Origin of the sequence: Kitasatospora sp. NBC_01266 (assembly GCF_036242395.1) — a bacterium.
Lineage (GTDB): Bacteria > Actinomycetota > Actinomycetes > Streptomycetales > Streptomycetaceae > Kitasatospora.
Genome location: NZ_CP108458.1, coordinates 1462407 through 1487011 on the forward strand (window position 1 = coordinate 1462407; position 24605 = coordinate 1487011).

Sequence of the window (24605 nt, forward strand, 5' to 3'; positions counted from 1 at the left end):
AGAGGTGCCCAATGCCCCAGTGCCTGCCGACCTACGTGGTGATCGACGCGTCCGCGTCGATGAAACCGCAGGAGGCCGTGCTCAACGCGACCCTCGCGCGCCTGCACTACAACCTGGCGACCAACCCCAAGGTTTCGGAGTTCGCCCGGATCTGCGTGATCGCCTTCTCCACCGACGTGCACGAGGTGATCCCGATGTCGGACATGGAGCAGGTGCCGAGCATGCCGGAGGTGATCTGCGGCGGGCGCACGGAGTACGGCAAGGCCTTCGCCCGGCTGCGGCAGAGCATCGAACGGGACGTCAGCGACCTGCGGGCGCAGCACTACAGCGTGCTGCGGCCGACGGTCTTCTTCCTGACCGACGGCGGCCCGACCGACCCGAACTGGCAGGACGCCTTCCGCGCCCTGGTGGACCGGAGCTGGCCGCGCCACCCGCACGTGATCGCCTACGGTTTCGGCGGCGCCAAGCGCGACGTGCTGGAACGGGTGGCGACCAAGGCGCTGTTCGTCGCCGACGGGTCGGACACCGAGTCAGCGCTGAGCGGAGCGATCTCCAGCCTGCTCAACACGCTGATCGCCTCCTCGCAGACCGGCAAGATGACGATCCCCACCGACGTCAAGGGCTTCGAGTACATCCAGGTCGCCCAGGAATACGTGGACTGAGGATGGACTCCGACCCGCGTACTACGCCGTCCCGGGCGCTGCGCGCCGCCGTCGGGCTGAGCGTGCTGGCCGCAGCGCTGCTCGCTTGCGGCGGCGCGGTCGAGGCGGCCGGCAACCTGTTCGGCCCGACGGCGGACGCCGGCGGCGGAGGCGGCACCCGCCCTGCGACCGTGCTGCGGCCGACCTTCGGCCCTCCGACCGTCCCGCCCACCGTCACCGCTTCGCCCTCGCCAAGTTGCCCCCTGCCCACACCGCCCCTGCCCACACCGCCACCGCCCACGCCGCTGCCCGAGCCCAGCGGTACGGCTACCACCAGGGGGTTTCCGACCGGGCACCCGCCTGGTCGGGAGCGGACACCCCCGACCAGGCCTGCCGATCAGTGACCCGGAGGCCTCCGGGCGCTGACGTGCCGGGGGGCGGTTGGCTCAGGGTGGGGGGATGGGGGACACGAACGAGGCTGAGGTCCTGGTGTACCTGGTGCCAACTGGGCCGGACGCCCGGCGGGATCCCCCTCCATGTGATCACCACCGCGGCCAACGTCAACGACGTCACTCAGACCCTCGCGCTGGTCGACGGCGTCCCGCCCGTCACCGGCCGCGTCGGCCACCCGCGAAAGCGCCCCGACGCCCTCCTTGGCGACAAGGGCTACGACAGCAACCCCAACCGCCGCGAGCTGTACAAACGCGGGATCCTTCCGGTCATCTCCGCAAGGGCCGACCCGACATCAAGGGCCTGGGCAAGCTCCGCTACGTGGTGGAGCAGACCTTCGCCCTGCTCCACCAGTTCAGCGCCTGGCCGTCCGCTGGGAACGCCGCCTCGACCTCCACAACGCCCTCGTGTCCTTGGCCTGCTCACTGATCTGCCGGCGCCGCCTCAAGAAGGCTGCCACGTGATCGCGTTACGAGCTCATAGGAATCGATTCAGAGGTCGTGCTAGAGCTCGAACCCGCTCTAGCGCCGGTCGGCGCAGCAGGCTCCCTGAAAGCCTCCAAGAGTGACTCTAAGTGATATCCAGGTCCCCACGCCACACCGGCATGTGCGTATGGTTCAACTCCCCCCTCGGACACCAGCAGATACCCCACTTCATGTGGGGTTTTTCTGTTTCCAGACCCTGAGCGTGACCAACCAGGTGACCAACAGGGCCAGGAACGGGCTAGACGCCCCATCCGCCGCGCGCTCCCAGCGGCGAGCTTCACAGCCCCGTCCTTACGACGATGTCCGTACCGAGCCATCGTGTAGCCGGGCGAGTGGTGCCTGACGTTCGCCGACACCTCTACCGGCCCCCTGCTTCCAGGTCGTTGGTCACCTTGCTGTGACCCAGTCATGGATGCGGAAGTCCTCCGGCAGATGCAGCCGGTTGCGAAGGACAGTGAGCCGATGACGCAGTGCGAGGATCTCCACATCCTTGTCCCGGTCGCTCATCGGCAACAGCCGCAGGGCGGCGAACGCGTTGGTGACAGTCAGGTATGCCAGGCGAAGCAACACGTGATCAGCCTGCCGCAACCGCCGACCAAGTCCTTGAACTGCATGGATGACATTCTCGGCAGGCGCAGAGATGTACCGCAGCCTCGGCTTCGACGGCCTCTGCCGCTACACGTACCTCGGGTAATGCGCGGCCTTGCGTCGGACGCGAAGCCGCCACGGAGCGCGTGCCCTTGCGACCCGTGCTCTCTGTCGGTTGGGCGTCGGTCTCGGGCCGGTCCCCAACGACCGGGCGGGAGTGGGCAGGGCGCTGCCGAGGTGGTGATCTTGCCTTGGCTGCAATCGAGTTCGCGCCACGAGCCTGGGGCCGTGGAAGCGCGATGGCCGGTTGTAGCAGCCTCGGTCCTTTCGAGCCAGCCGGTGGTCTGTCCAGGCCCGCTAGAATCCCGATAAAATTACCTTTGGTGTGCCGGGAAGCCTGGTCGGCTCGGGGGATGACTGCAGCGATCGGCGGCAGCGACCCCGCTTGTCGTGATGGGGTTTTCGTAGATGCGCGCAGTCGGGGTCGTTCTCTTCCTGGTGGTGCTGGCCACCGCGGTGGCGACGTTCGCCCGGCGCTGGCGGGTGCCCGCGCCCTCGCTGCTGGTCCTGGCGGGTCTCGGGGTGGCGCTGATACCCGGGGTGCCCGCGCTGCACGTGCCGCCGCAGACGATCGGCCTGGTCGTGCTCCCGCCGCTGCTCTACGCCTCCGCCGAGGAGTTGTCGCTGCGCGACCTGCGGATGGTCTGGCGGCCGGTGACGATCCTGGCCTTCGGGCTGGTCTTCGTCTCGGCGGCGGCGGTGGGCTTCGTGGCGGTCGCGGTCACCGGGCTGCCGCCCGCGATGGCCTTTGTCCTCGGCGCCGTACTGGCCAGCACGGACCCGGTGGCCGTCACCGCGCTCGGCCGCCGACTCGCCCTGCCGGGCCGGGTCCAGGTGCTGGTGCAGGCGGAGAGCCTGTTCAACGACGCGACCTCGCTGGTGCTGTTCAAGGTCGCCGTCGGTATCGCGGTGGCCGTCGGGGGCACAGTGAGTATTCCCGCGGCCGGTGGGGAGTTCCTGCTACTGGGCGGCGGCGGCAGCGTGATCGGTGCCGTCGTCGCGGGCCTGGTGTGGCTGATCCGCCGCCGCACCACCGATCCGGTGCTGGAGACCGTGATCGCCCTGGTCACCCCGTACGCGGCCTACGTGCTGGCGGAGTCCGCGCACACCTCCGGCATCACCTCCGTGGTCGTCGCCGGCGTCCTGCTCGGCCGCTCCGGCCACCGGCTCACCGATGCGCACAGCCGCCTGCAACTGCACGCGGTCTACGCGGTCGTGGTGTTCGTGCTGGAGAGCGTCGTCTTCAGCATCGTCGGCCTGGAACTGCCCGCGCTGGTGCGCGGCCTGCCGACGGACAGCGGCTGGTGGCCGCTGCAGGCCCTGGCCCTGGCCGGCGTGCTGATCGCGGTGCGCGTGCTGTCGACCCTGCCGCTGACCCGCGCCGTCAAGCCCAGCGGCGGGCGGCTGTCCTGGCGGGTGGCCGGGGTCGTCACCTGGGCCGGCACCCGCGGGGTGATGCCACTGGCCGCAGCCCTGTCCATCCCTCTTGTCGCGGACAACGGCACCGCGCTGGCCGGGCGGCCCCTACTGCTGGTCCTGACCACCGCGGTCGTGGTCTTCACCCTCGTCGTCCAGGGCCTGAGCCTGGCCGCCGTGGTCAACCGCTCCGGGCTGGCCCTGGAACCCGAACACACCGCCCGTGAGGAGGACGACGCCCGCGACAGCCTCAACCACGCCGCGCTCAGCCACGTCGACCACCTCGCCACCCTCGAAGCCATGCCCGAACCGGCCATCGACCGGGTCCGCCGCGCCCTGCACGCCCGCCTCGACCGCGACGACGAGACCCCCGACGGCACCTCCGTCGACACCGCCCTGCGCGCACTGCGCCACGAGGTCCTGGCCGTCCAGAACACCCAACTGCGCCGCCTCTACGACGAACACCGGATCAGCGACGCCACCCGCCGAAGCCTCCAGCACGACCTCGACCGCCAGGAAGCCGCCCTCGGCGGCCGGTGACAACCCGCAGGAGACCGACCCCACGCCGCCGGCGGCGCGTCGTGCCGCCGGACGAAGGACGACGGGACGGGCGCTGAGCCGGGGCACGACCCATGGCTCTGCGCCCTCCTGAGCTCACCAGCCGAGCAGATCCAACTGCCTGAGCGGCGCCGCCGGCTCGCTGCCGGCCTCGGCGAACGCCCGCAGCGCCGCGACCAGGCCAGAGCGCTGCTCCGGCGGCATCGCCGCGACCACCTGGGCGATCTCGGCCCGGCGCCGGTCGGTGGCGTCCACCACCGTGCGAACCCCCTCCTCGGTGAGGACGATGCGCACCTCGCGCCGGTCCTGCAGGCCCGTCTCGCGCACCACCATGCCAGCCGCGACCAGACGCTCGATCATCCGCATCGCCGTGGACGGGTTGACCGCCAGGAACTCCGCCAGCCGGGACAGGCTCATCGCGCCACGGCTCTGCAGCACGACCAGCATCCGGAACTGAGGCAGCGTCAAGGACTCCTCCACCTCGCCCAGCGACCTCGCGGAGATCGCGACCAGGACCCGCGAGGCGGTGAGTACCGCCGTGACGAGGTCCTCCTCCGCGCTGAGCGGGGACGGATCGGTGGCGGGCGGCTGGGCGCGGTCGTGCGGCATGCCTCCTTTCTACCTCCCGCACGCCGTGGCGTGCGCCGCTCCGGGGGCGTACGCGCTCCACAGGGCCCGCCGTGCGCCCGCCTGTCCCACATCGCGGATCGGGCGTCTCGAAACGGGAGACCCTTGCGCAATGCAAAGATATTATTTGCATAATGCAAGAGTGACCGCAGCCGAAACCACACCCCCAAGCCCCCAGCCCCTCGACACCCGTGCCCCCGTCGTGCGGCGCGGCCTGGCCGCCACCCCCACCGCCCTGCGCGACTCCAAGGGCGGCCTGCTCGTCCTGGCACTGCTGGTCGGCGCCGGCGCCGGCCTCGGGGCGATCGCCTTCCGCTGGCTGATCAAGACGTTCACCCTGGCGCTGTCCGGCCACCCCGACTACGCCGCCGCCGGGCACGCCGCCAATCCGCACGTCCCCTGGCTGGGACGCTGGTTCGTCCTGCTGGCTCCTGTCGTCGCCGGCCTCCTGTACGGGCCGCTGGTGCAGCGCTTCGCCCGCGAGGCACGCGGCCACGGCGTACCCGAGGTCATGTACGCCGTCGCCCGGCGCGGCGGACGGATCGCCCCGCAGGTCGCCCTGGTCAAGTCCCTCGCCTCCGCGCTGACCATCGGCGGCGGCGGATCCGTCGGCCGCGAGGGCCCGATCGTCCAGATCGGCTCCGCGCTCGGCTCCACCCTGGGCCGCGTGGTCAGGGTGCCCGAGGAGCGGATGAAGGTGCTGGTGGCCTGCGGAGCGGCGGGCGGCATCGCCGCCACCTTCAACGCCCCGCTGGCCGGGGTGTTCTTCGCGATGGAACTGATCCTGCGCGACTTCACCGCCGAAGCCTTCGGCATGGTCGTCCTCTCCTCCGCGACCTCCTCGGTCATCGGACGGGCCGCCTTCGGCAACACCCCCTTCCTCCAACTGCCCGCCTTCGGCGTCCACCACCTCTCCCAGTACCTGCTCTTCGCGCTCCTGGGCGTGATCGCCGGCGCGGTCGGCGTGGGCTTCACCCGCATCCTGTACTGGATCGAGGACGCCTGCGACTACGTGTGGCGCGGCCCCGAATGGGCCCGCCCCGCCATCGGCGGACTCCTCCTCGGCCTACTCCTGCTCGCCCTGCCGCAGATGTACGGCGTCGGCTACCCGGTGCTGGAGAACGCCGTCAACGGCAAGTACGTCATCGCCTTCCTCCTCCTGCTCCTGGTGGCGAAGATCGCCGCGACCAGCCTCACCATCGGCATCGGCGGCTCCGGCGGCGTCTTCGCCCCCTCCCTCTTCATGGGCGCCATGCTCGGCGCCGCCTTCGGCGCCACCGCCCAGCACCTCGCCCCCGGCATCACCGGACCCCTCGGCGCCTACGGCCTGATCGGCATGGGCGCCGTCTTCGCCGGCGCCGCCCGCGCCCCCATCACCGCCGTCATCATCCTCTTCGAACTCACCGGCGAATACACGATCATCCTGCCCCTGATGACCGCCATCGTGCTGGCCACCGGCGTCAGCCGCGCCCTGTCCCGCGACACCATCTACAGCCTCAAACTGCGCCGCCGCGGCATCGACCTCGACGAGAACCCGACCACCTCACCCTTCGCCGGCCTCACCGTCGCCGCAGTGATGGAGCCGCCGCCCGAGGCCCTCAACGAGATGATGCCGCTGACCACGGCCGCGGACATCCTCGCCGCCTCCCGGCACGGTGTCCTGCCCGTCCTGGCCACCGATGGCAGCTACCTCGGCACCGCCACCGCCCGCGCAGCCGCCGAAACCCTCGCCGACGGCACCCACTCCACCGTCGGCGCCATCACCCACCAGCCACACCAGGTCACCACGGACACCGACCCGGCCCGGGCGCTCGACGCCCTCGTGGCAGCAGATGAAGCCGGTCTCCCTGTTCTCGACCCCACCCGCGCCCACCTCGCCGGGTGGCTCACCCACCAATCCGTCCTCGCAGCCCTCCACCGCATCCCGGACCAGGAGAACTCCAGCTCCGCTACCTGATCCGTCTGGATTGTCCCGATAGTCCCAGATGTTCACGGTCCACGGCACAGCGGTCCGTTGTGGCGCCTGCTGGTCAGCTCAGCCGCCACGCCTCACAGCCGGTCCAACTCCATTACCGCAGAGGCCCATTCCTGGTTGGCCAATGATTCTCGGACACACTTTTTGTACACGGTGCTCGGTTTTCGGACAGCGGTCATCGGCGCCCGTTCCTGGCCTTCGGCGAGGAACGGGCGTTCGCCGTTTCACCCCCTGCCCTGGTGGGCGTCGACACTGCGCCTGCCGAACATTCGTCCACCCAGGTCAAGCGGCATGTCGGTACTCGCGGAGTACTCCTGAAGGGTGTCAGAACTGCGATCAGGCCGCTGATCTGGGTCTTTCCGTCGGGTCGACGGGCCGAGGCGTCGGGATGGCGTGGTACTCGTTGAGCAGGCCACCGAGCGCTCGGCGGCGCCTGACTGCGGCGGCTCCCAGGGGGATGACATTCGGTTCGTCATCCGGGGCGCGCAGGTCGAGGCTGCGATGGCTCTTCAGAGCACTCGACGCAGCCCTCGCCTCGGCCGTCCTCGGCCGGCTCCTGCCGTGAACGGCCGAGGACGGGACCGGACCGTGACTGTCCGTAGACAACGGAGAGTGAACACGGTCCCCGGTCGGGTGATCTCCGATTGTCCCGGTCAGTGCGCCTGCCGGCTGTCTGCGACTACTGGTGGCCCTGGGCGCCCTGGCGCTACGGCGTGACGATGTCGAACTCCACGTCACGGAGCGGGCTGACCGCGTCGTCGGCGCTGCTGAGGTGCACCCAGCCGCCGGACAGCTCACTGTGGACCGGAGCGGTCGGGGCGATCTGAACCGGGATCAGCACGGTGGCCGTCCGCAGTGCGGGCAGGCCCGGCGGGAAGGTACAGGTGACGACCGTGCCCTGCGCGCTGGTCGTGCATGCCGAGGGGAAGGTCGCGCCCGGTGTGCTGGCGCCGTCGGGCAGGGTGACCCGCACGCTGTGGGGGGATGCACTCGTGTCCGGGCCGTTGTTGACAACCAGGACGTTCACGGTCGTCGTCCCGCCGGGGGGAGCGGGCGGGACGGTGACACCGACCACGGCGTAGTGCGAGTTCGAGGGGGCGGGGGCCGGGGCGGCCATCGCCGGTGTTGCGCCGGCCGTGCATACGGCGGCGACCGCCCACAGCGCCAGCTGTCGGCGCGGGCGTGGTGCGCGAGTCATGGACATCACCTGTCTTGTCTGGGATTTCACGTGCGGGAGTGTGTGCGCTGCCGTGGACCTGGGGGGGTGATCCGCCGCACTGGGCCGCTTCCTCGCAGCGGCTGTGGACGGCGGGTCCCTGAAGGCCTGTCGGCGGGACGGAGCCTTCCGTAGGTGTGGCGTCCGATGCGGTCGGGGAAGACGGTGGGCGTGCTCACCGGTAGACGCGCACGTAGTCCGCTGCCGAGGTGATCGGGGTGTTGTTCTGGGGCGCGGGGTGGTAAGTCCCGGCGTCCACTGACAGGTTCAGGATGAGGTAGGCGGAGAACGACGTGCCGACGCCGGTGGTGTCGGAGAAGACCTCGACGCCGTTCACGTACCAGCTGACCGAGTTGGCACCGTAGAGGACCCCGATGGTCACCCAGTCGCCGGGGGCGACCGCGGCGGCGTTGGTGTAGTAGTCCTGGGAGGGCTTGACGTGGTTGGTCAGCTCCAGCAGGTTCGGGTTGTCGGGGTGGTACTCGTACTTGTCGATCTCGGTGTCGCCGTTGCGCCAGCTCCACAGCGCGGGCCAGGCGCCGATGCCGGAGGGCATCTGGACCCGGGTTTCGATGTAGTCGTTCGTCCGGACCTGGAATCCCTCGGACGAGCCCTCGGTGGTGAGCAGCCCGGTGTTCCACGCCTGCTTGCCGTTTTCCAGGGTGTGGGTGCTGGGCTGGGCGGTGAAGGTGGCGACTCCGCCCGCGACGGTCACGGCGGACTGCTGCAGCCAGTCGAGTTTGTCGTCGTTGGGGTTGTGGTTGCCGTACTGATAGGCGCTGGTGGTGGTGCCGATCCAGCGTGTCCCGTAGGCGATGGGCTGGTTGAACTCCTCGTCGAAGGTGAGGCTCTTCCCTTGGGCCGGGTTCGAGGGAGTCCCTGATGGCGCGGCCACCGTCAGCGTCTGTGCGGTCAGGTTGTGGTATCCGGCGCTGTCCAGGTAGTAGCCGAATTCCGTGTAGGTGCCGGCAAGGAAGGTGCGTGCGCCCGAGGTGTAGGTGAATCCCGACGGACAGATGGTCACGTTGCTCAGCGAGTTCGGGAAGTCGAAGTTGCGCCCGGCCGAGTCGCGCACGGCGACACCGAGCTGTTTTACCGTGGTGCAGCTGGTCGAGTGGACCTTCAGGGTGGCCGTAGTGGAGATTCCGGGCGAGGTGCTGGTCGGGGTGAGGCTGTCCTGCGTGATCGTGGTGGCCGCATGAGCCGGCCCGGGGACAGCGAGGACGATCGTCAGGGCTGCCGCGGCAGTTGCCGCGGCAGCCCTGATACGGCCAAGTGTGGGCATGGGTTCGATCCTTCTTCGGGGAAGTGGGTCGTCGGGGGCGCTCGGAGAGCTCGCCTCGAAGGAATCAACACGTGTTCCGAATCTGGCGGCCGTTCATGGGATAGGTGGGCCATGCCACCTGCGGAGAGATGTCCGCGCCGGGGACCCAGTCGCGCTCGCGCCGCCGAAGGCACGGATCATCTACTCGCAGCGCGCCCCCCATGTGCGACTCCCGCCGTTGGAGGTGCGGCCCACGGGCACCTGCCGAGCTGACGGCCCGACCGCCCCCAGGGCTATCGCCCATCACCTCCTGTTACGAAGAGTGTCTGCTTTCTGTGAGCAGAGTAGCGGTGCGCCGTCTCGAATGAGCGTATACGACCGGATATGCGAACCGCGTCCCATCAGGTGACGCCACGCCACCGCACAGCGCGGCAGGTCCGCCGCCACGTGATCTTCGCGTGCGCACTCCCCGCATCGGGCCCGGTTCGAGCGTCACCTGCCGGGCCCGCAAGGCGGCGAGGAGATCGGGCGCCACCTCGACCTGCAGATCATCGACCAGGTCGTGGCGGCAGTCGAAGTGCCGTTTCGCGATATGGCGCTCTGCCGGCAGACCGGCTGCCGGTCCCCCGCGACCCGCAGGACGCCTTCCGTTTCCTGGCCTCGATCCAGGCGCAGCTCGCGCCGGATGCGCAGATCGGCATCGTAGACAGCGATCCGGGTGACGCACCGAAAGAACAGCAGCGCGCTGTCGCTCCAGCCCTCCAGCCAGCGATCGACTTCATCGGCTGTCACGCGGCTCTCGGCTGTCGCGGCGCTCTCCGTGAGCGGAATCCTGAGGACGATCCAGTCCTGAACCGCAAATTCAGCCGGTCCCGTCAGGGCATCAACCACGCTAGTCGTGGGATCGCCGAACTGGGCATGGTAGTGGCCGCAGTGGACCTCCAGCAAGAGCGAGATCGCCCTGAGGGTCATCAGCCCGATCCCGAATCAGCCGGTGGCTTCCGCATCCTCTGCCTTGGTAGTCAGCCACGGCGTGGCGAGCGCCAGCACATCAGGCAGCCGTACGGGGGCGCCGTTGTGCGCCGGCAGGAGCTCTCCCTGCCGAATGAGGATCCGCAGCTCGGAAGCGCGGAGAGCCTCGGCATTTTGCACCACCTCAGAGAGGCCTTGCAACAAACAGCTTCAAGCGCCCGCGCCGCGAACATCAGGGGCCATCCAGCTCCAGCACCGCAGACGCCCACTCCACGTTGGCCAATGGTTCAAGTCCCCCCTCGGACACATTCGTCAGATGACCTGATCAGCTTGCTGATCAGGTCATCTGCTTTTTGGTCTGCATTGGGCACGTTTTCGCCCACGCGGAGACCCTGGAAGATCTCCTCGGCGGCCGACCCACCTCGCCCCCACCACAACGACGGCGTCAGGTCGTCCGTGACGATCAGTCCTGGCACCTTGCGACCATATGGGTGATTTTCAGTAATCCGTGCAGTTTTCAGTGATTATGATCCACCTCTGTGACAGAAAGTCAGAACCTCCAGGCAGCAGAGAACTTAGCCGACGTGGTCATCCTCGGCGCAGGGCCGGCCGGCCTGGTCCTCGGCAGCCTCCTCCACAGCAGCGGGATCGACTGCGTCATCGTGGAACGTGCGAGCCGTGAACACCTGCGGGCCCGGGCGCGGGCCGGTTTCCTCGCTGCGAACACGGTGCGGATCCTGGACAGGCACGGGCTGGGCGAGGATCTGCATCGCTACGGCCGGGAGCACGGTGTGTGCGAGTTCCGCACCGAGGACGGCCGGTTCAGCCTGGATTACGGCCGCCTCGGCAGCGGCGAGCGGCACACCGTCTACCCGCAGCAGGAGTTGGTCAGCGGCTTGCTGACGCGGTTCCTGGACTCCGGCGGGCGGGTTCACTTCGAGACCGAGGCACTGGCCGTGCTCGACGCCGACAGCCGGCGCCCGTCGGTGACGGTGCGTGGAGCGGACGGCCGGCGCGGCCGGTGGCGGGCCAGGTACGTCGCGGGCTGTGATGGCCGGCACGGTGCGGCACGGCGCTCACTTCCGCCCGGTGCGGTCCGCCACTACCGGCGCGACCATCACGTGTCCTGGCTGGGCGTACTGGCCGAGGCGGCGCCGAGTCTCGACGCCGTGGGCTACGCGGTGCATCGTCGGGGCTTCGCCGGGCACATGGCGCGCTCGGCCGAGGTTACGCGCTACTACCTGGAGTGCGAGCGTGGTGCGTCGGCCGAGACGTGGTCCGAGGACCGGATCTGGGACGAGCTGGCACTGCGGATGCGTGCGGCGGACTACGGTCCCCTGCGTACGGGGCGGATCATCCAAGCCGGCGTCGTCGAGCTGGAGTCCGATGTCCTGGACCCACTGCGTCACGGCTCGCTCTTCCTGGTGGGCGACGCGGCAAGTCTGATCAGCCCGTCCGCCGCCAAGGGCGCGAACCTCGCGGTACTGGAGGCGGAGATCCTCGCGCGCGCCCTGGTCGACGACCTCGCGCACGGCGACCCCGAACCGCTCGCTCGCTACTCGGCGCGGTGCCTGGCGCACATCTGGCGGGCGCAGGAGTTCTCGGCCTGGATGATCCGGCTGCTGCACGGCACGCCCGGCTCGGACAGCGAGTCGCTGTTCCAGGACTCCCTGCGCCGTTCCCGCCTCGAGTCGCTGCGTCTTTCACGCACGCAACAGGACTGGTTCGCCGAGAACTACGTCGGCGTCTGAGACCTGTTGCCCCTTCCCCTTTCCCTGAAGAACCACCACTTTCCCTGAAGAACCGCCACCGACCGGAACGAGGATCTCCTCGCAATGACGACGACGATGACATCTGGCGACACGGCCCGCCTGCGCGCGACGGTCGACTTCGTCACGAACCAGGACACCGGCACCTTGCTCCCGCTGCTGCTGCCCGGCCTCGACGGCCCGGAGCTGCGGGCGTTAGCGGACCGCTGCCGCTTCGCGCACGCCGCGCTGCTCGTCTTCCCCGCCGATCCGCCGATGCTGCGCGCGGAGCTGGCCGCCTGCGGGCTGACCGCCGACGTGACGGAGCAGCCGAGTGTCGTCGTCCGCAAGCGGCTGGCCCTGCGGTACCAGCGCGACGCCGCGGAGCTTGACGTAAGGATTCTCCGGCCCACGGTGCACGGCCCGGAAGGGGAACACCGGGTCGTCGAGGTGTTCACGCTGACCGTCCCACCGGGCTCGGAGCTGGCCACGATCGCCGTGCACGAACGTATCCAGGAGAACGAGGCGCACCTGGCCTTCGAGGTCGAGCGGCCGGATCCGCTGGTGCTGCGCGGCCTGTCCTCGATCCTCGAGCGACACGGCGCGGTCGCCGACGGCGGCGGGTACAACCCGCACGAGGACGGCACGGTGTTCTACTTCACCGCTCCCGCCGACTCGAAGGCCGGGTACCGGCGAGTGGAGCTCTACGCGAGCGGTGACCATCGGGACGTACTCGCCTCCCACGTGGGCTCGGACCGCACCGACGAACCTGCTGAAACGCTCCTGCGCCTGTTGACCGGTGCCTGGACGACCCAGGCTCTCGCGACCTGCGCACAACTGCGGCTGCCCGAGGCCCTGGACACCCGGACCGCCGTGGACGTCGAGGCGCTGGCACAGACGGTCAACGCCCATCCGGACAGCCTCGCGACGCTACTGCGCTATCTCGCGATGCTGGGTGTGGTGTCGCAGGGCCCGGACGGATTCCGGCTCACCGAACTCGGGGCGCTGCTGCGCGCGAACGCCTCCGGATCGATGCGGCCGCTGGCCCTCATGTACGGCGGCCCGTTCTACCACTCCTTCGCGCTCCTCTCCCATGCCGTACGAAACGGGCAGACGGGCTTCGAGCAGCTCTTCGGCGAGAACCACTTCGACTACTTCGCCCGCCACCCCGAACTCGCCGAGCGATTCGACCGGTCGATGGCCGCGAGCTCGCGCATGTTCGAACCGCTCCCCGCGCATCCGGTCCTCACCACGGCAGGCCGGGCGGCCGAACCCAGGACGATCGTCGACGTCGCGGGCGGCAACGGGGCACTGCTCGGCCGCGTGCTGGCCGCACACCCGAGCCTGCGCGGCATCCTGCTCGAACGCCCGAACGTCATCGAGGCCGCCCGCCGATCTCTCGTCCCCACCGTCGGCGACCGTTGCACCTACCACGCGGGCGACTTCGCCGACGTGCCACCGGGCGCAGACGTCTACGTCCTCTCCCGCGTGCTGCACGACTGGGACGACGATCGCTGCCGGGAGATCCTGCGCGACTGCGCCCGTGCGATGCCCGCCCACGCCGACCTGCTCATCATCGAACGCCTGCTGCCGGCCGACGGCTCGGCCTCGCTCGCGACCGCCTGGGACCTTCACATGATGTGCAACGTCGGCGGCCGTGAACGGCGCGCCGACCACTACTCCCGACTACTGGAGAGCGCGGGGCTCCACCTCGTCGACCGCTCGCCGCTGCCGTTGGACGCCCACGTGCTGCACGCCCGCAAGGTCGCCTCCCCCGCGTATGTGCCGGCTCCGCACCGCGTGGCAGCGAGCTGCTTCGAAGGATCGCGCCCCGCTTCCCGCTGAGCCTGTCCCCGGTCCTGATTCTGCTGTAGAGCGCGGCTCGGTCGGCGGGTTCGGCGTCGGCGAGGATGGCGACCTTCCTCGCCGGCGACGATTCCGTCCGAACAGCCTCAGTCGTTGAGGGTGCGGGTGCGGCGGAAGGCGGCGAGTCCCGCGGTGGCCTCGTCGGATCCGGCTGCCGGGGTGCCGGCGGCGAGGGCGTAGAGGGCGACGTGGGTGGTGCCGTCGATGCCCAGGAGGTCTTCGACGGCGGTGTCGTGGAAGGCGGCGCTCTGGTAGGGGCCCAGGCCGAGCGCGGTGGCGGTCAGGGCGAAGGTCTGGCCGAGGTGGCCGGCGTTGAGGAGGCTGACCCGGTAGGCGCGCGGGTGACGGTACTTGACCCGCATGCGGTCCAGCACGGCGGTGACGAAGACCACGAACGCCACTTGCCCGGCGGCGGGTTGGTCGGGGAGCAGGCTGCGGGCCTCGGGGCGGGTGAAGCCTTCGGTGAGCAGTTCCAGGCTGTGTTCGAGCACGTTGTAGTGGTAGACGCCCGGTTCGAGCCCGGCCACGTTGATGATGCCGAGGTAGGCCTCCAGTTCCTGGCGCGCGCCACCGGCGGCGCTGGTGCGGCGCATCAGGGCCCCGTACTCCTCGGCGTCGATGAAGTCCGCCGGGCCGAAGACGTGGGCGAGCAGCGTGGCCAGCGTGGGCAGGGTGACGGGCTCGGTGGTGAAGGCACGGTGGGTGCGGCGCTGGTGCAGGACCTGCTCGAAGGGGGCGGTGGCCGGGATGCGGGTGCGTGGCAGGAGGATGCGGTCGGCCCGCGGGTAGCTGGTGAACAGGCCGGGTTGTCCGTCGCGGGTCAGTTCGCGGCGCAGTTCGGGTGTGGCGGCTTCGAAGGGGGTGTCGCGGGTGGCGTAGTGGAAGAACGCGGCCTCCGGTGCCCACGGGCCCCAACTGCCGGCCAGTCCTTCGTCGCGTGCGGCTTCGGGGCTTGCCTCCTCGCAGAGCAGGCCGAGCTGGTGGAGTGCGGCCACCGCGTCGTCGACGGTCCGCTGGTCCAGGTGGTCGAGCGCGGCGGCTGCTTCCTTGGGCGTGGTCCAGGTATCGAAGGCCGCGAGGACTTCGGCGGCCGCGGAGTGGATCTCCACCGGTCCGGGCTGGGGGTAGCCGTGGATGACGAAGGAGCCGTCGTACCAGTAGCAGGTCAGGCATCGCAGCCGACGAAGCCGCACCGGGTCTCTCCCTTGGACGTATGAGCTATCTGGGGGGCGGAGCCGGCGTGCGGGGCCGGCCCCGCCGCGCGGTCACTTCCCGTAGTAGACGCTGGTGCGGCGGTCCGTGCGCTCCAGCGGCTGCGGCTTGATGACGATCTGACGCATGCTCTTCACCTCCCTCCGATGGTCTTGGCCGCATCCCTGCCCTTGTCCCTGTCCCGGGACGCAGGGGTGGTGGGAACCGGACAGCCGTCGGCCGGACATTGGCGTGATCGACGATGCTCCGCACGGCCGACTCCGTGACAGAGCCGGCCGTGGCCAGAGCTGCGGACGGTTCGCGCCGAACGGCGCCGCCGCGTGCGGCATCCCAGGAGCGGTAACCAAGCTTCCCGACAGCGTCAGGTGCTCGGTAGGGCTTGGCCGGGGCTCACTTCTGGTACGTGGCGATGATCTTGGTGAAGTCGAAGGGCTGCTGGTCGACGCCGGTGCCCTGGGCCATGGCGCCCGGGTCGGCGTCGCGGTTGGCGGTCCAGCCCGAGAGGCAGCCAATGCTGCGCTCGGTGGCGAAGGCGGCGAGCTGGCGCATGTTCTCCAGCGTGAAGACCTTGTCGTTGAAGTTGCGGCCGAACATGGGGCAGGCGCCGATCCGCCGCCACACCTTGGCGCTGTCCCAGTCGGGCCAGACGGCCTGGAGCTGGGTGAACATACCGTTCAGCGCGTTCTTGCTCGCCTCGAAGACGCCAGCGGGCGCGCCCGGCCCGAACCCCATCAGCGCGCCGTTGATCAGGGCGGGCTGGATGCCGGCGGCCGCCAGGCGCTGCAGCAGCCGCACGCTCTCCCCGGTCAGGCCCAGCAGGCCGGTGGGGTCACCGTCGGCGGGCAGGGTGTAGGAGAGCTTGAGCGTGGGGTTGTCCTGCAGGAGCCGGCCGATCGCGGCGACGTGCCGGGTCTGGGCGTCGTTGTCGTACAGCAGCGCACCGTCGAAGCTGAAGTCCAGGTGGCTGACCTGGTAGTTGTCCAGGACTCCCTGGTAGGACGCCGTCAGGCTGGGGACGTCGGTCTCGATGATTTCCAGCGGCTCGCCGAACCCGCCGAAGGACAGGACCACGGTTCCGCCGGCCTCGGTGAAGGCCGTGAAGTCAGCCTTGCCGAAGTCGCTCACCGTGGCGTCCTGCGATGCATCGCCCCCGTCGCCGGATCCCGTCACCCAGCAGGGCTTCTTCGTGCCGCCAAAGCCACGGGTCACGGATCCCACGAGGAAGCCGTCGACGCCCGACTCCTTCGCGTAGGCGGCGATCTGCGGGATCGGGTCGTCGAGGTAGTTGACGACGGCGGCCCGGGGCACGTCCCAGTCCCCGTGGTCGGCGGGCGCGGCGGTGGTGGTCCCCGTGACCGCTTCGGACTGGTCCGAGAAGTTGTCGGAGTAGTCGAAGGCCCGCACCCGCACGGTGTACTCGGTGGCGGGCGTCAGCTGGTACAGGACGACCGAGGGCCGCACGGTCCTGACGGTGAACGCGCTGTCGCCGGCCGAGTAGGCGACCTCGTAGCCCGCGACCGCGGTGTTGTCGCCGGCCGCGTCCCAGTCCAGGGCCAGCGAGGCGGCCGAGGCCGAACCGACGCGCAGGTTCAGCGGAGTGGTGGGCGCTTCCTTGTCCTGGGACGGGTCGATGGAGGCACCGTTGGCCGTGAAGGTGTCGGGCAGCCATGCGGGCGGCGTGCTGTCACCGCCCCGCAGGTTGAACCCGACGGTGAGCTCCTGCACGGTGCCGGCCGCGATGGTGTTCTGGTAGGAGGGCAGGAGCGCGGTGACCGTGTTGCCGTCCTGGCTGACCTCACCGCTGTAGGACGAGGCGGTGACACCGTTCGGCACCCGGAACGAGATCGTCGGGTTGACCACGTCGGTGTCACCGTAGTTGGTCAGTGTCACCCGGCAGGTGGAGTACCACTGGTTACCACCGGGCAGCCACTGGGCCTTGGCGACGAGGCTGATCTGGTTCGCACTCACAGACAGGCTTCCTTAAGACGTTCGGCGAGGAGACCCGGCCCTCCCACGGGCACGGGGCATGCGGGCACGCCGAAACGGCGCCTGGCGGCGGCCGCTTCGGACGGCGGCATAACGGAATGTACCGATCCGGACACCTACGGCGATACGGCCGGATTCGGCCGCCCACGACACCCGTGGCGTAAAACCGCTCGGGCCATGGGGGGAGCGCTGGAGCGTCACCGTGGCGCGGGCGGCGGGAGCGCTGGGGGGTCAGGCATCCACCCGTGGTACTGGGCCGCGGCGTTGTTCTCGCGCAGGTGGGCGACGGAAGAGGTGCCGGGGATCAGGACGGTGGTGGCCGAGGGAGTCCAACTCTGCTCACAGGGCTCCGCCCGCTGCCTCGCCCGAGTCTCCGGGGCGGGGCAGCGGGCGAATGCCGTCAGGCCTGTGCGTTGCCCGGCCGGTTGCCCGGGGCGTCGGCGGCGGCGCGCTTGAGGACGGCGGTGTTGGCGGTGACGGTACCGGGCTCGACCCCGTCGGCCTCGGTGACCTGGACGCTGCACTCGCCCAGGAAGGCGTACGAGGTGCGGTCGAAGATGATCTCGTCGCGGGAGCCGCTGGCGGTGTTGGTGCGGGCGATGGCGATGCCGGTGCGCCCGGCGGCGTCGGTGGCGGCGTCGACCAGGACGACGCCGGGGATACTGGCCGCGGCCTGGTAGAGCGCGGCGGCGAGCTTGCCGGGCACGGCCTGTTCGCGGATCAGGTCGCCGATGGTGACGAAGGCCTCCTGGTCCGGCCCGCTGCCGGCCCCCCTCGTCTCGGCGTAGATCTTCCGCAGCAGTTCCTGCGGGTCGGTGGGCAGGGTGCGCAGGTAGTCGTAGGAGGGGCTGTTCAGGGAGGCGCCGCTGTCCGAGTTGAGCGCCTGGCCGCCTTCCGGGGTCTTGCCTTCCTCGGTGAGCCAGCCGGTGCGGCCGTCGGCCGAGAACCACACCTGCCGCTGGTGGGGCTTGTCGACCCACACCTTCGACGTGCCGCTGCTGAGGTCGACGGAGCCCTCGAGATGGGACACGGTGCTGTCGATGTAGACGTACTGCCCCGGTCGCAGGACAAGGTCGGGCGCGGCCTGCGCGGCCGAGGAGATCCGCTCCACCACGCCGGCCAGGCCCGTGGTGGAGCCGACCGTGACCGGGACGACGGGGGCCGCGACGCGCCCGCTGCGCGCGGGGGCTGCCGCTTGGCCGCCGTGGGTGAGGACCGCCACGGTGGCGGCCAGGGCGAAGGCCGCCACCGTGGCGGGCACGGCGATCAGCAGCCGGCGCCGGCTGCTGGCCGCCGGGCGGACCGGCACTGCGCCTTCGGGGGTGCGGGTGATCTCGCTCATCAGGAACTCCTCGATCTGGCGTCGCCGGCCGAGCGGGGCGGCAGCTACTGCGGCCGCGGGCAGCAGGTGCTTCAGCTCCGTGTCGTCAAGCGGCTGCCGCCGCCGCGGGATGCTGGTCATCTGTTCCACTCCTTGTCCGACCGGGCCGGAACCATCCGGCCACCCTGTACTTGTCCGGCGCCCCGCAGGGGTTCCGGGCGAGTTTTCGAAGCCCGCCGCAGTTCCTTGTCGGCCAGGGAACGCAGCCGGGTGCGGGCCCTGGAGAGCCTGGAGCGCACGGTGCCGACCGGGATGCCCAGTGCCTCAGCGGCCTCGGGATAGCTGAGGCCGGCCCACACGCACAGCGAGAAAACCTCACGCTCCGCACGACGGAGTTTCTCCAATGCCGCTTTGGCTGCCAGGAGTTGCTCGTGGTCGGCGAGACGGCCGACCAACTCGTCGGCGAAGTCCGGGGCCGGTTCGGTCAGCGGCATGCGGGCGAGGGCGGCCGCATGCCGGCGGGCGGCCCGGGCTCGGTTGCGCAGCACGTTGACGGTGATGCCCATCAGCCAGGGGCGGGGAGTGGTCCCCTCGTCGCGCAGCTTGTCCCTCAGCCGCCAAGCCTCCAGGAAGACCACCGCCATGACGTCCTCGGCCCCGGCGCGGTCCCCGCTCACCCGGACAGCGTGCGCCAGGACCGCCTGCGCGTGCTCCTGGAACAACTGCCGGAAGGCGCCGGGATCCCCGGCTCTGATCCGTTCGTGCATCGAAAAGTCCACACCTCTGGTTGTCCGGCCGGCCCGGAGCAGTTCCGGTGACCCGCGTCACACAGGTGCCCCGGGCAGCCCCGTCGGCCGGCGGAAGCCGGTCAAGGCACCCGGGGAAGCATCGGGCCCCGGTCCGCTCCCGGCGCGCTCGGGTCCTGGCGTCGTCGTACACCAGGTCCTTCGGGGCGTCGGACTCCCCCGGTTGCTTCTCGCCGTAAGGCCGGTCCAGCGAAAGCACCCCGAATCCGGTACGGAAGAATGATCGTCAACACCCCTGTCGAGGAGGACAATTTATCTGGATTTGTCGTGAAGCCCGACCCCGTTCAGGTACCGGGGCTGGTGCACCTGCACACCGGGAAGGTACGTGACCTCTACCGGAACGCCGCCGGTGAGTTGGTGATGGTGGCCAGCGATCGTACGTCCGTGTATGACTGGGTGCTGCCGAGCGAGATTCCGGACAAGGGTCGTATTCTCACGAAGCTCTCGCTCTGGTGGTTCGACCAGTTCACCGACCTGGTTCCCCATCACGTCGTCTCCACCGACGTGCCTGAGGGCGCGCCGGACGACTGGGTGGGTCGCACGATGATCTGCCGGCCGCTGCGCATGGTGCCGGTGGAGTGCGTGGCGCGCGGCTACCTGGCCGGCTCCGGCTTCACCGAGTACCAGGAGCGGCGCACCGCCTGCGGAGTGGCGCTGCCCGAGGGGCTGGTGAGCGGTTCGGAGCTGCCGGATGCCATCTTCACCCCGGCGACCAAGGCCGAGGTGGGCGAGCACGACGAGAACGTCACCTTCGAGGAGGTGGTGCGTACGGTCGGCGCCGACACCGCGGAACTGCTCCGCTCGACCACGCTCGCGGTCTACGGCCGGGCTCGTGAGATCGCCCGGGACCGCGGAATCGTCCTCGCCGACACCAAGTTCGAGTTCGGCTTCGACGGTGACCAGCTGGTCCTGGCCGACGAGGTGCTGACCCCGGACTGCTCCCGCTTCTGGCCCGGCGAGCAGTGGGAGCCCGGCAAGCCGCAGGCGTCGTTCGACAAGCAGTTCATCCGCGACTGGCTGACCTCCCCGGCCGCGGGCTGGGACCGTCACGGCGAGCTCGCGCCGCCCGTGCTGCCGGCCGAGATCGTCGAGCAGTCCCGGGCCCGGTACGTCGAGGCCTACGAGCGGCTGACCGGCACGACCTGGTCATAGTCCGGTGGCGCCGGACCGACCACGCGGAGGCCCTCGCGGCCAGCCTCGTGGTCCATACGGCCAGGCCGCGATCATCACGACCTCGCTCGCCTGGCGGGCTCCCCGGATGACCGGGATCAGCAGCACGAGCGGGATCGGGACGACTACCAGCAGGATCGCCAGCGCGAGGGCCGAGTGCATCCCCATGTGCGCGGCGACGGGCCCTCGCCGGCTTGGACACGGCCGACGCCGCGCCGTAGCAGACGGCGGCGACCGGGAGCAGCGCGACGCTGCCGTGGCCACCCAGGATGAGCAGCACGACCGTGCTCTGCACGACGGCCAGGGTGAGGTCCGAACCGACCAGGACCCGCTGCCTCGGCAGCCGGTCGGCCGACACTGCGCCTGCCGGATATCTCATCCGGCCAGGTCAGGCCGCGTGTTGGTACTCGTGGATCACTCATCCGAGTCGGTCGTGTCGGCGTATGTCCAGACAGGCGATCTGTCGCGAGGTCCTTCGTCGAGCGCGACACCGACCCGCAGACGGCCGGGCGCCGACCGTAGGCGGCCGGACGCTCACCCGCCAGGCGATCAAGACGCGACTCGGCGGCAAAGCCATGCGCGACACGCACCATGACCGCGCAGTCACCGTGAGTCACCCGGGCTACTCTTTTGATCTGCCTACGCACGAACTGCCGGCAGGAATCCGAAGGAGGCCTGACTTGGAGCCACAACAGCAGGGCGACGGGCACGTTGGCGATTTCTTCGACGGGCTGCTGACCGACGCCGACGAGATCAGCCTGCTCATCTCCGGCGGCGAGATCGGCGAGACCAAGCGCAAGGATGCTTCCGAGGCGGGCCCGGTGCGCACCGAGGCCAAGGAACTGCAGGCGGCGGTCGAGCTCCACGTCTGCATGGGCCTGAACGCCTGTGCGGGCCACGGCTTCGACGGCACCGGCGTGCTGGCGGGCATGGGCCAGTGCGCGACCGTCCAGCACGTCTGCCACGGCGCCAACGAGTGCCGGGCGCAGGGTGGTTGTGGGTACTCCGGCTCGGACGCGGAGCAGGCCAAGCCGGGCGACCAGGCCTGCCGGCAGAACGGCAGCTGCGCCAGCCCGATCAACGAGAGCCGGGTGCACGCGGCCGGCCCCTACCGGGGCACCAGCGTCTGGAAGCGGGCCCGGGCCATCTTCGAGCACCGCATGTACGAGGCGGGCGTCCCGTTCGGACCCGCGCCGGGCGAGGGATACCCCGACGACCTCGTCCCCAGCTACGAGACGCCGCGCGGCGTCCAGAACGCCGACGACTCAGCCGGCTCATGACCCACGGTACCTCCGGTCAGCCTCCGCGCAGCCTGGAGTTGGGGCTGGGGCTCGGCCTGCGGTCCCAGCACCTGCGCCACGTAGTGGAAACCTGGCCCGAGGTCGGCTGGTTCGAGATCATCTCGGAGAACTTCATGGACTCCGGCGGCTATCCGCGCCACGCCCTGGACCGGATCGCCGAGCGGTATCCGATCGTCATGCACGGAGTCTCACTGTCGATCGGCAGCACCGACCCGCTCGACCTCGACTACCTCCACCGGCTGCGCCGACTCGCACAGGCGACCGGAGCACGCTGGGTCTCCGACCACATCTGCTGGACCGGGGTGGCCGGGGTGAACACCCACGACCTGTTGCCAGTGCCCTTCACCGAGGAGGCACTGGCCCACCTGGTCCGCCGGGTCCACCTCGTCCAGGACGTCTTGGAGCGGCAGTTGGTGCTGGAGAATCCCAGCAGCTACGCGACCTTCGCGGGGGCGACCATGCCCGAGTGGGAGTTCGTCGCACGGCTGGCCATCGAGTCCGGCTGCGGCCTGCTGCTCGACGTCAACAACGTCTACGTCTCCGCCGTCAACCACGACTTCGACCCCGAGCAGTACCTGCGGGCGCTGCCCGCCGAGCAGGTGAAGCAGCTCCACCTGGCCGGCCACACCGATCTGGGCAGCCACCTGATCGACACCCATGACCAACCGGTGGCCGAACCGGTGTGGGAGCTCTACCGGTTGGCGACCAGCCTGACCGGTCCGGTGCCCGCCCTGCTCGAATGGGATGACCGCATCCCACCGTTTCCGCAGCTGCTCGCCGAGTTGGACAAGGCCCGCCAGTACACCGCAGGCCCACCTGCCGCCCACCCCGCCCTCGCCCCGGTGCGCTGTGGCTGAGGCACCCGGGCTGGCCGAGCAGCAACACTGGCTCCAGCGGGCCGTGCTGGCCCCGGCCGGGCCGCAGTCCGCGGAGCCGGCCGAGGCCATGCTGACCGCCTCCGCGCGCCTCGGCGCCGGCCAGCGGCTCGACATCTACCGGCGCGGCTACCGGCTGCGCTTGCTGGAGGCGATGCGCGGACTCCATCCGGGCCTGTGCGCACTGCTCGGTCGCGAGCTCTTCGAAGACTTCACCCTGGAGTACCTGGACGCCTGCCCCTCGCGCTCCCCCTCCCTGCACCAGCTGAACCGGCACTTCGCCGACCATCTCGCCAAGCGTCGCCCCGACCGGGACAGGCCACCGGAGCTACGCGAGCGGTGGATCGACGTGGTCATCGATCTCGCCCGCTACGAGCAGGTGTTCGCCGAGGTCTACGACGGCCCGGGGATCGAAGGCGGCAGCAGCCAACTCACCCCTGAGCTGATCAGGTTGGACACAACCATCCAACCAGCGCCGTGCCTGCGACTGTTGGCACTCTGCGCCCCGGTGCACGGCTACGTCGCGGCCGTACGCCGCGGCGGACGGCCCGCTCCCCCCGAACAGCGCCCGGTGCGGCTTGCGGTGTCGCGCCGCTCCTACCTCGTCACCAGCACCGAACTCGCCTCCGACGCCTACGAATTCCTCGCTGCCCTGCTGCTCGGTGCCACCGTCGAGGCGGCGGCCGCCAAGACCGAGCTCGCCCTGCCCGCCGCCGCCCAACTGCTGCGCGACTGGGCGGCGGACGGATGGCTGTGCCGGCAACCTCCCCACCCCGCCTGACCTGAGGAGACACCGACCATGACCGTAACCACTCCACGGCGGAGCAGCGCGCCCCCCATTCTCACCAGTGCGCCGATCGACGCCAGTATCGAGATCACCACGCTGGAGCAACTGGTCAACCACCTCAAGCAGGCGGCCTACCTGGAGTTGTCCACCATCCCGATGTACCTGTACGCGGGCTTCTCGATCGGCTCGCGCGGCTACTCCCAGTGGAACCCGGGCATGGGCGCCTTCCGGCTGATCCGCAGCATCGTGGTGGAGGAGATGCTGCACCTGTGCCTGGCCCGCAACCTCCTGGTGGCGCTCGGGCATGGCGACGACATCACCTTCTACCAGGAGCAGTTCATCCCGGCCTACCCCGCGCCGATGCTGCACCGCCACCCGGAGCTCACCCTCCATCTCGGCCCGTGCAGCGAGAAGTTGGTGCGCGACGTCTTCATGGAGTTCGAACGGCCAAAGCCCGCCAAGGGCGAGAGCAAGCCGCCCGCGGGGCAGTACGCCACCATCGGCGAGTTCTACAAGGCCGTGGCCAAGGGGCTGACCACGCTCGACAAGACGATGGGGCCCAGCCTCTGGGCGAAGAACAAGCTGGACCTCCAGTACGTCGCCGCGTACTGGAACAAGGACGGCGGTGGCGAGCCGGTGCTCGTCCACGACCTGAAGAGCGCCCTGGACGCCGTGAAGATCATCGTGGAGCAGGGCGAGGGCATCGACCCCGACAAGCCCTCGGTGCCGATCGACCCGCTCAAGCCCATCCCCGGACTGGACGAGCTGCCGCACTACACCAAGTTCAAGCGGATCGCGGACCGCGTCGAGCCGCTGGGCGCCGTGTGGGCGCTGCCCGAGGACCCCAAGACCTCGGACTACGCGAAGGACAGCGCCGTCACCAGCATCAACACCCTGTTCAATGCGGTCTACTGCTATGTGTTGCACATGCTGGACGTGATCTACCGGACCTCCTGGAAGGAGATGAAGCCAGGGGAGCCGAACCCGCGCTATCACTACGAGCGCACCTTCATGTCAGCGATGCAGGGCATCCTGGTCACGGTGGCGGACCTGATGACCGCCACCCAGATCACGGCCGGCAAGTTCAACGGCAAGTTCAACGCCGGGCCAAGCTTCCAGTACTACGAGCTGCCCGCGACCGGAAAGAAGGAGCACCTCATCAAGCTCTGCGACCAGGCGATGGCCTACTACCCCAAGCTTGGTGGCGACAACAGCGTGCGGTGGCTGATCGGCAAGCTCCCTGACGGACTGTGAGCACCGCTGGGGCCCGCGCTCCTGCCT

20 protein-coding genes are annotated in these 24605 nt (G+C 69.9%); 11 read left to right on the top strand and 9 right to left on the bottom strand.

Annotation, left to right across the window (positions count from 1 at the left end; genetic code table 11):
- Positions 1-11 precede the first annotated feature (11 nt).
- The gene (locus tag OG403_RS06550; protein ID WP_101379493.1) at positions 12-662 is read left to right on the top strand and encodes a vWA domain-containing protein; all 651 of its coding nucleotides are present in this window, start codon (positions 12-14) and stop codon (positions 660-662) included.
- A gap of 430 nt (positions 663-1092) precedes the next feature.
- Positions 1093-1659, top strand: coding sequence for a transposase (locus OG403_RS36665; RefSeq protein WP_442910871.1), 567 nt, complete (start codon positions 1093-1095; stop codon positions 1657-1659).
- Positions 1660-1963: 304 nt separating this feature from the next.
- Here the strand turns inward: OG403_RS36665 and OG403_RS06555 are convergent, their stop codons facing one another.
- Entirely contained in the window at positions 1964-2146 is a 183-nt protein-coding gene (locus OG403_RS06555; protein ID WP_329562177.1) for a hypothetical protein, read from the bottom strand.
- Positions 2147-2632: 486 nt separating this feature from the next.
- On the opposite strand from OG403_RS06555, the gene OG403_RS06560 reads away from it, so the two are divergent.
- Entirely contained in the window at positions 2633-4180 is a 1548-nt protein-coding gene (locus OG403_RS06560) for a Na+/H+ antiporter (RefSeq protein WP_329562179.1), read from the top strand.
- Between the two features lie 114 nt (positions 4181-4294).
- Here OG403_RS06560 and OG403_RS06565 read toward each other — a convergent pair whose 3' ends face one another.
- Positions 4295-4807: a MarR family winged helix-turn-helix transcriptional regulator gene (locus tag OG403_RS06565; protein WP_329562180.1), complete on the bottom strand. Its 513-nt coding sequence runs from the start codon at positions 4805-4807 to the stop codon at positions 4295-4297.
- Between the two features lie 220 nt (positions 4808-5027).
- On the opposite strand from OG403_RS06565, the gene OG403_RS06570 reads away from it, so the two are divergent.
- Entirely contained in the window at positions 5028-6782 is a 1755-nt protein-coding gene (locus OG403_RS06570; RefSeq protein ID WP_442911050.1) for a chloride channel protein, read from the top strand.
- Between the two features lie 724 nt (positions 6783-7506).
- Here OG403_RS06570 and OG403_RS06575 read toward each other — a convergent pair.
- The 3 genes from OG403_RS06575 to OG403_RS06585 all read right to left on the bottom strand — a co-directional run bounded on the left by OG403_RS06575 (position 7507) and on the right by OG403_RS06585 (position 10252).
- Positions 7507-7998, bottom strand: a complete 492-nt coding sequence (locus tag OG403_RS06575) for a hypothetical protein (protein ID WP_329562181.1) — start codon at positions 7996-7998, stop codon at positions 7507-7509.
- Positions 7999-8191: 193 nt separating this feature from the next.
- A complete protein-coding gene (locus OG403_RS06580; protein WP_329562182.1) occupies positions 8192-9301 on the bottom strand; it encodes a glycoside hydrolase family 16 protein in 1110 nt (369 codons plus the stop codon).
- A gap of 471 nt (positions 9302-9772) precedes the next feature.
- The gene (locus OG403_RS06585; RefSeq protein ID WP_329562183.1) at positions 9773-10252 is read right to left on the bottom strand and encodes a hypothetical protein; all 480 of its coding nucleotides are present in this window, start codon (positions 10250-10252) and stop codon (positions 9773-9775) included.
- 539 nt (positions 10253-10791) lie between these two features.
- Here OG403_RS06585 and OG403_RS06590 point away from each other — a divergent pair.
- On the top strand, positions 10792-12003 hold the full coding sequence (locus tag OG403_RS06590) for a 4-hydroxybenzoate 3-monooxygenase (RefSeq protein ID WP_329562184.1): 1212 nt from the start codon (positions 10792-10794) through the stop codon (positions 12001-12003).
- A gap of 96 nt (positions 12004-12099) precedes the next feature.
- Positions 12100-13845, top strand: a complete 1746-nt coding sequence (locus OG403_RS06595; RefSeq protein WP_329562187.1) for a methyltransferase — start codon at positions 12100-12102, stop codon at positions 13843-13845.
- Positions 13846-13952: 107 nt separating this feature from the next.
- On the opposite strand, the gene OG403_RS06600 is transcribed toward OG403_RS06595, so the two are convergent.
- The 4 genes from OG403_RS06600 to OG403_RS06615 all read right to left on the bottom strand — a co-directional run bounded on the left by OG403_RS06600 (position 13953) and on the right by OG403_RS06615 (position 19152).
- Positions 13953-15059, bottom strand: a complete 1107-nt coding sequence (locus tag OG403_RS06600) for a SagB/ThcOx family dehydrogenase (protein ID WP_329562189.1) — start codon at positions 15057-15059, stop codon at positions 13953-13955.
- A gap of 409 nt (positions 15060-15468) precedes the next feature.
- On the bottom strand, positions 15469-17046 hold the full coding sequence (locus OG403_RS06605) for a fibronectin type III domain-containing protein (RefSeq protein ID WP_329562191.1): 1578 nt from the start codon (positions 17044-17046) through the stop codon (positions 15469-15471).
- 418 nt (positions 17047-17464) lie between these two features.
- Positions 17465-18526, bottom strand: coding sequence for a CU044_5270 family protein (locus OG403_RS06610; protein ID WP_329562193.1), 1062 nt, complete (start codon positions 18524-18526; stop codon positions 17465-17467).
- Entirely contained in the window at positions 18523-19152 is a 630-nt protein-coding gene (locus tag OG403_RS06615) for an RNA polymerase sigma factor (RefSeq protein ID WP_329562195.1), read from the bottom strand. The genes OG403_RS06610 and OG403_RS06615 overlap by 4 nt, the downstream gene beginning before the upstream one ends.
- 258 nt (positions 19153-19410) lie before the next feature.
- Between OG403_RS06615 and OG403_RS06620 the strand changes: the two genes are divergently transcribed.
- The 5 genes from OG403_RS06620 (at position 19411) to OG403_RS06640 (ending at position 24578) form a co-directional block, all read left to right on the top strand.
- A complete protein-coding gene (locus OG403_RS06620) occupies positions 19411-20343 on the top strand; it encodes a phosphoribosylaminoimidazolesuccinocarboxamide synthase (RefSeq protein WP_329562197.1) in 933 nt (310 codons plus the stop codon).
- Positions 20344-21041: 698 nt separating this feature from the next.
- A complete protein-coding gene (locus OG403_RS06625) occupies positions 21042-21641 on the top strand; it encodes a hypothetical protein (protein ID WP_329562199.1) in 600 nt (199 codons plus the stop codon).
- Positions 21638-22519 (top strand): MNIO family bufferin maturase, encoded by an 882-nt coding sequence (gene bufB, locus OG403_RS06630; RefSeq protein ID WP_329562200.1) that lies wholly within the window; start codon positions 21638-21640, stop codon positions 22517-22519. Before OG403_RS06625 ends, bufB begins: the two co-directional genes overlap by 4 nt.
- Positions 22512-23318, top strand: coding sequence for a DNA-binding domain-containing protein (locus OG403_RS06635; protein WP_329562202.1), 807 nt, complete (start codon positions 22512-22514; stop codon positions 23316-23318). Before bufB ends, OG403_RS06635 begins: the two co-directional genes overlap by 8 nt.
- Positions 23319-23336: 18 nt before the next feature.
- Entirely contained in the window at positions 23337-24578 is a 1242-nt protein-coding gene (locus tag OG403_RS06640) for a ferritin-like domain-containing protein (RefSeq protein ID WP_329562204.1), read from the top strand.
- The last annotated feature ends 27 nt before the right edge of the window (positions 24579-24605 follow it).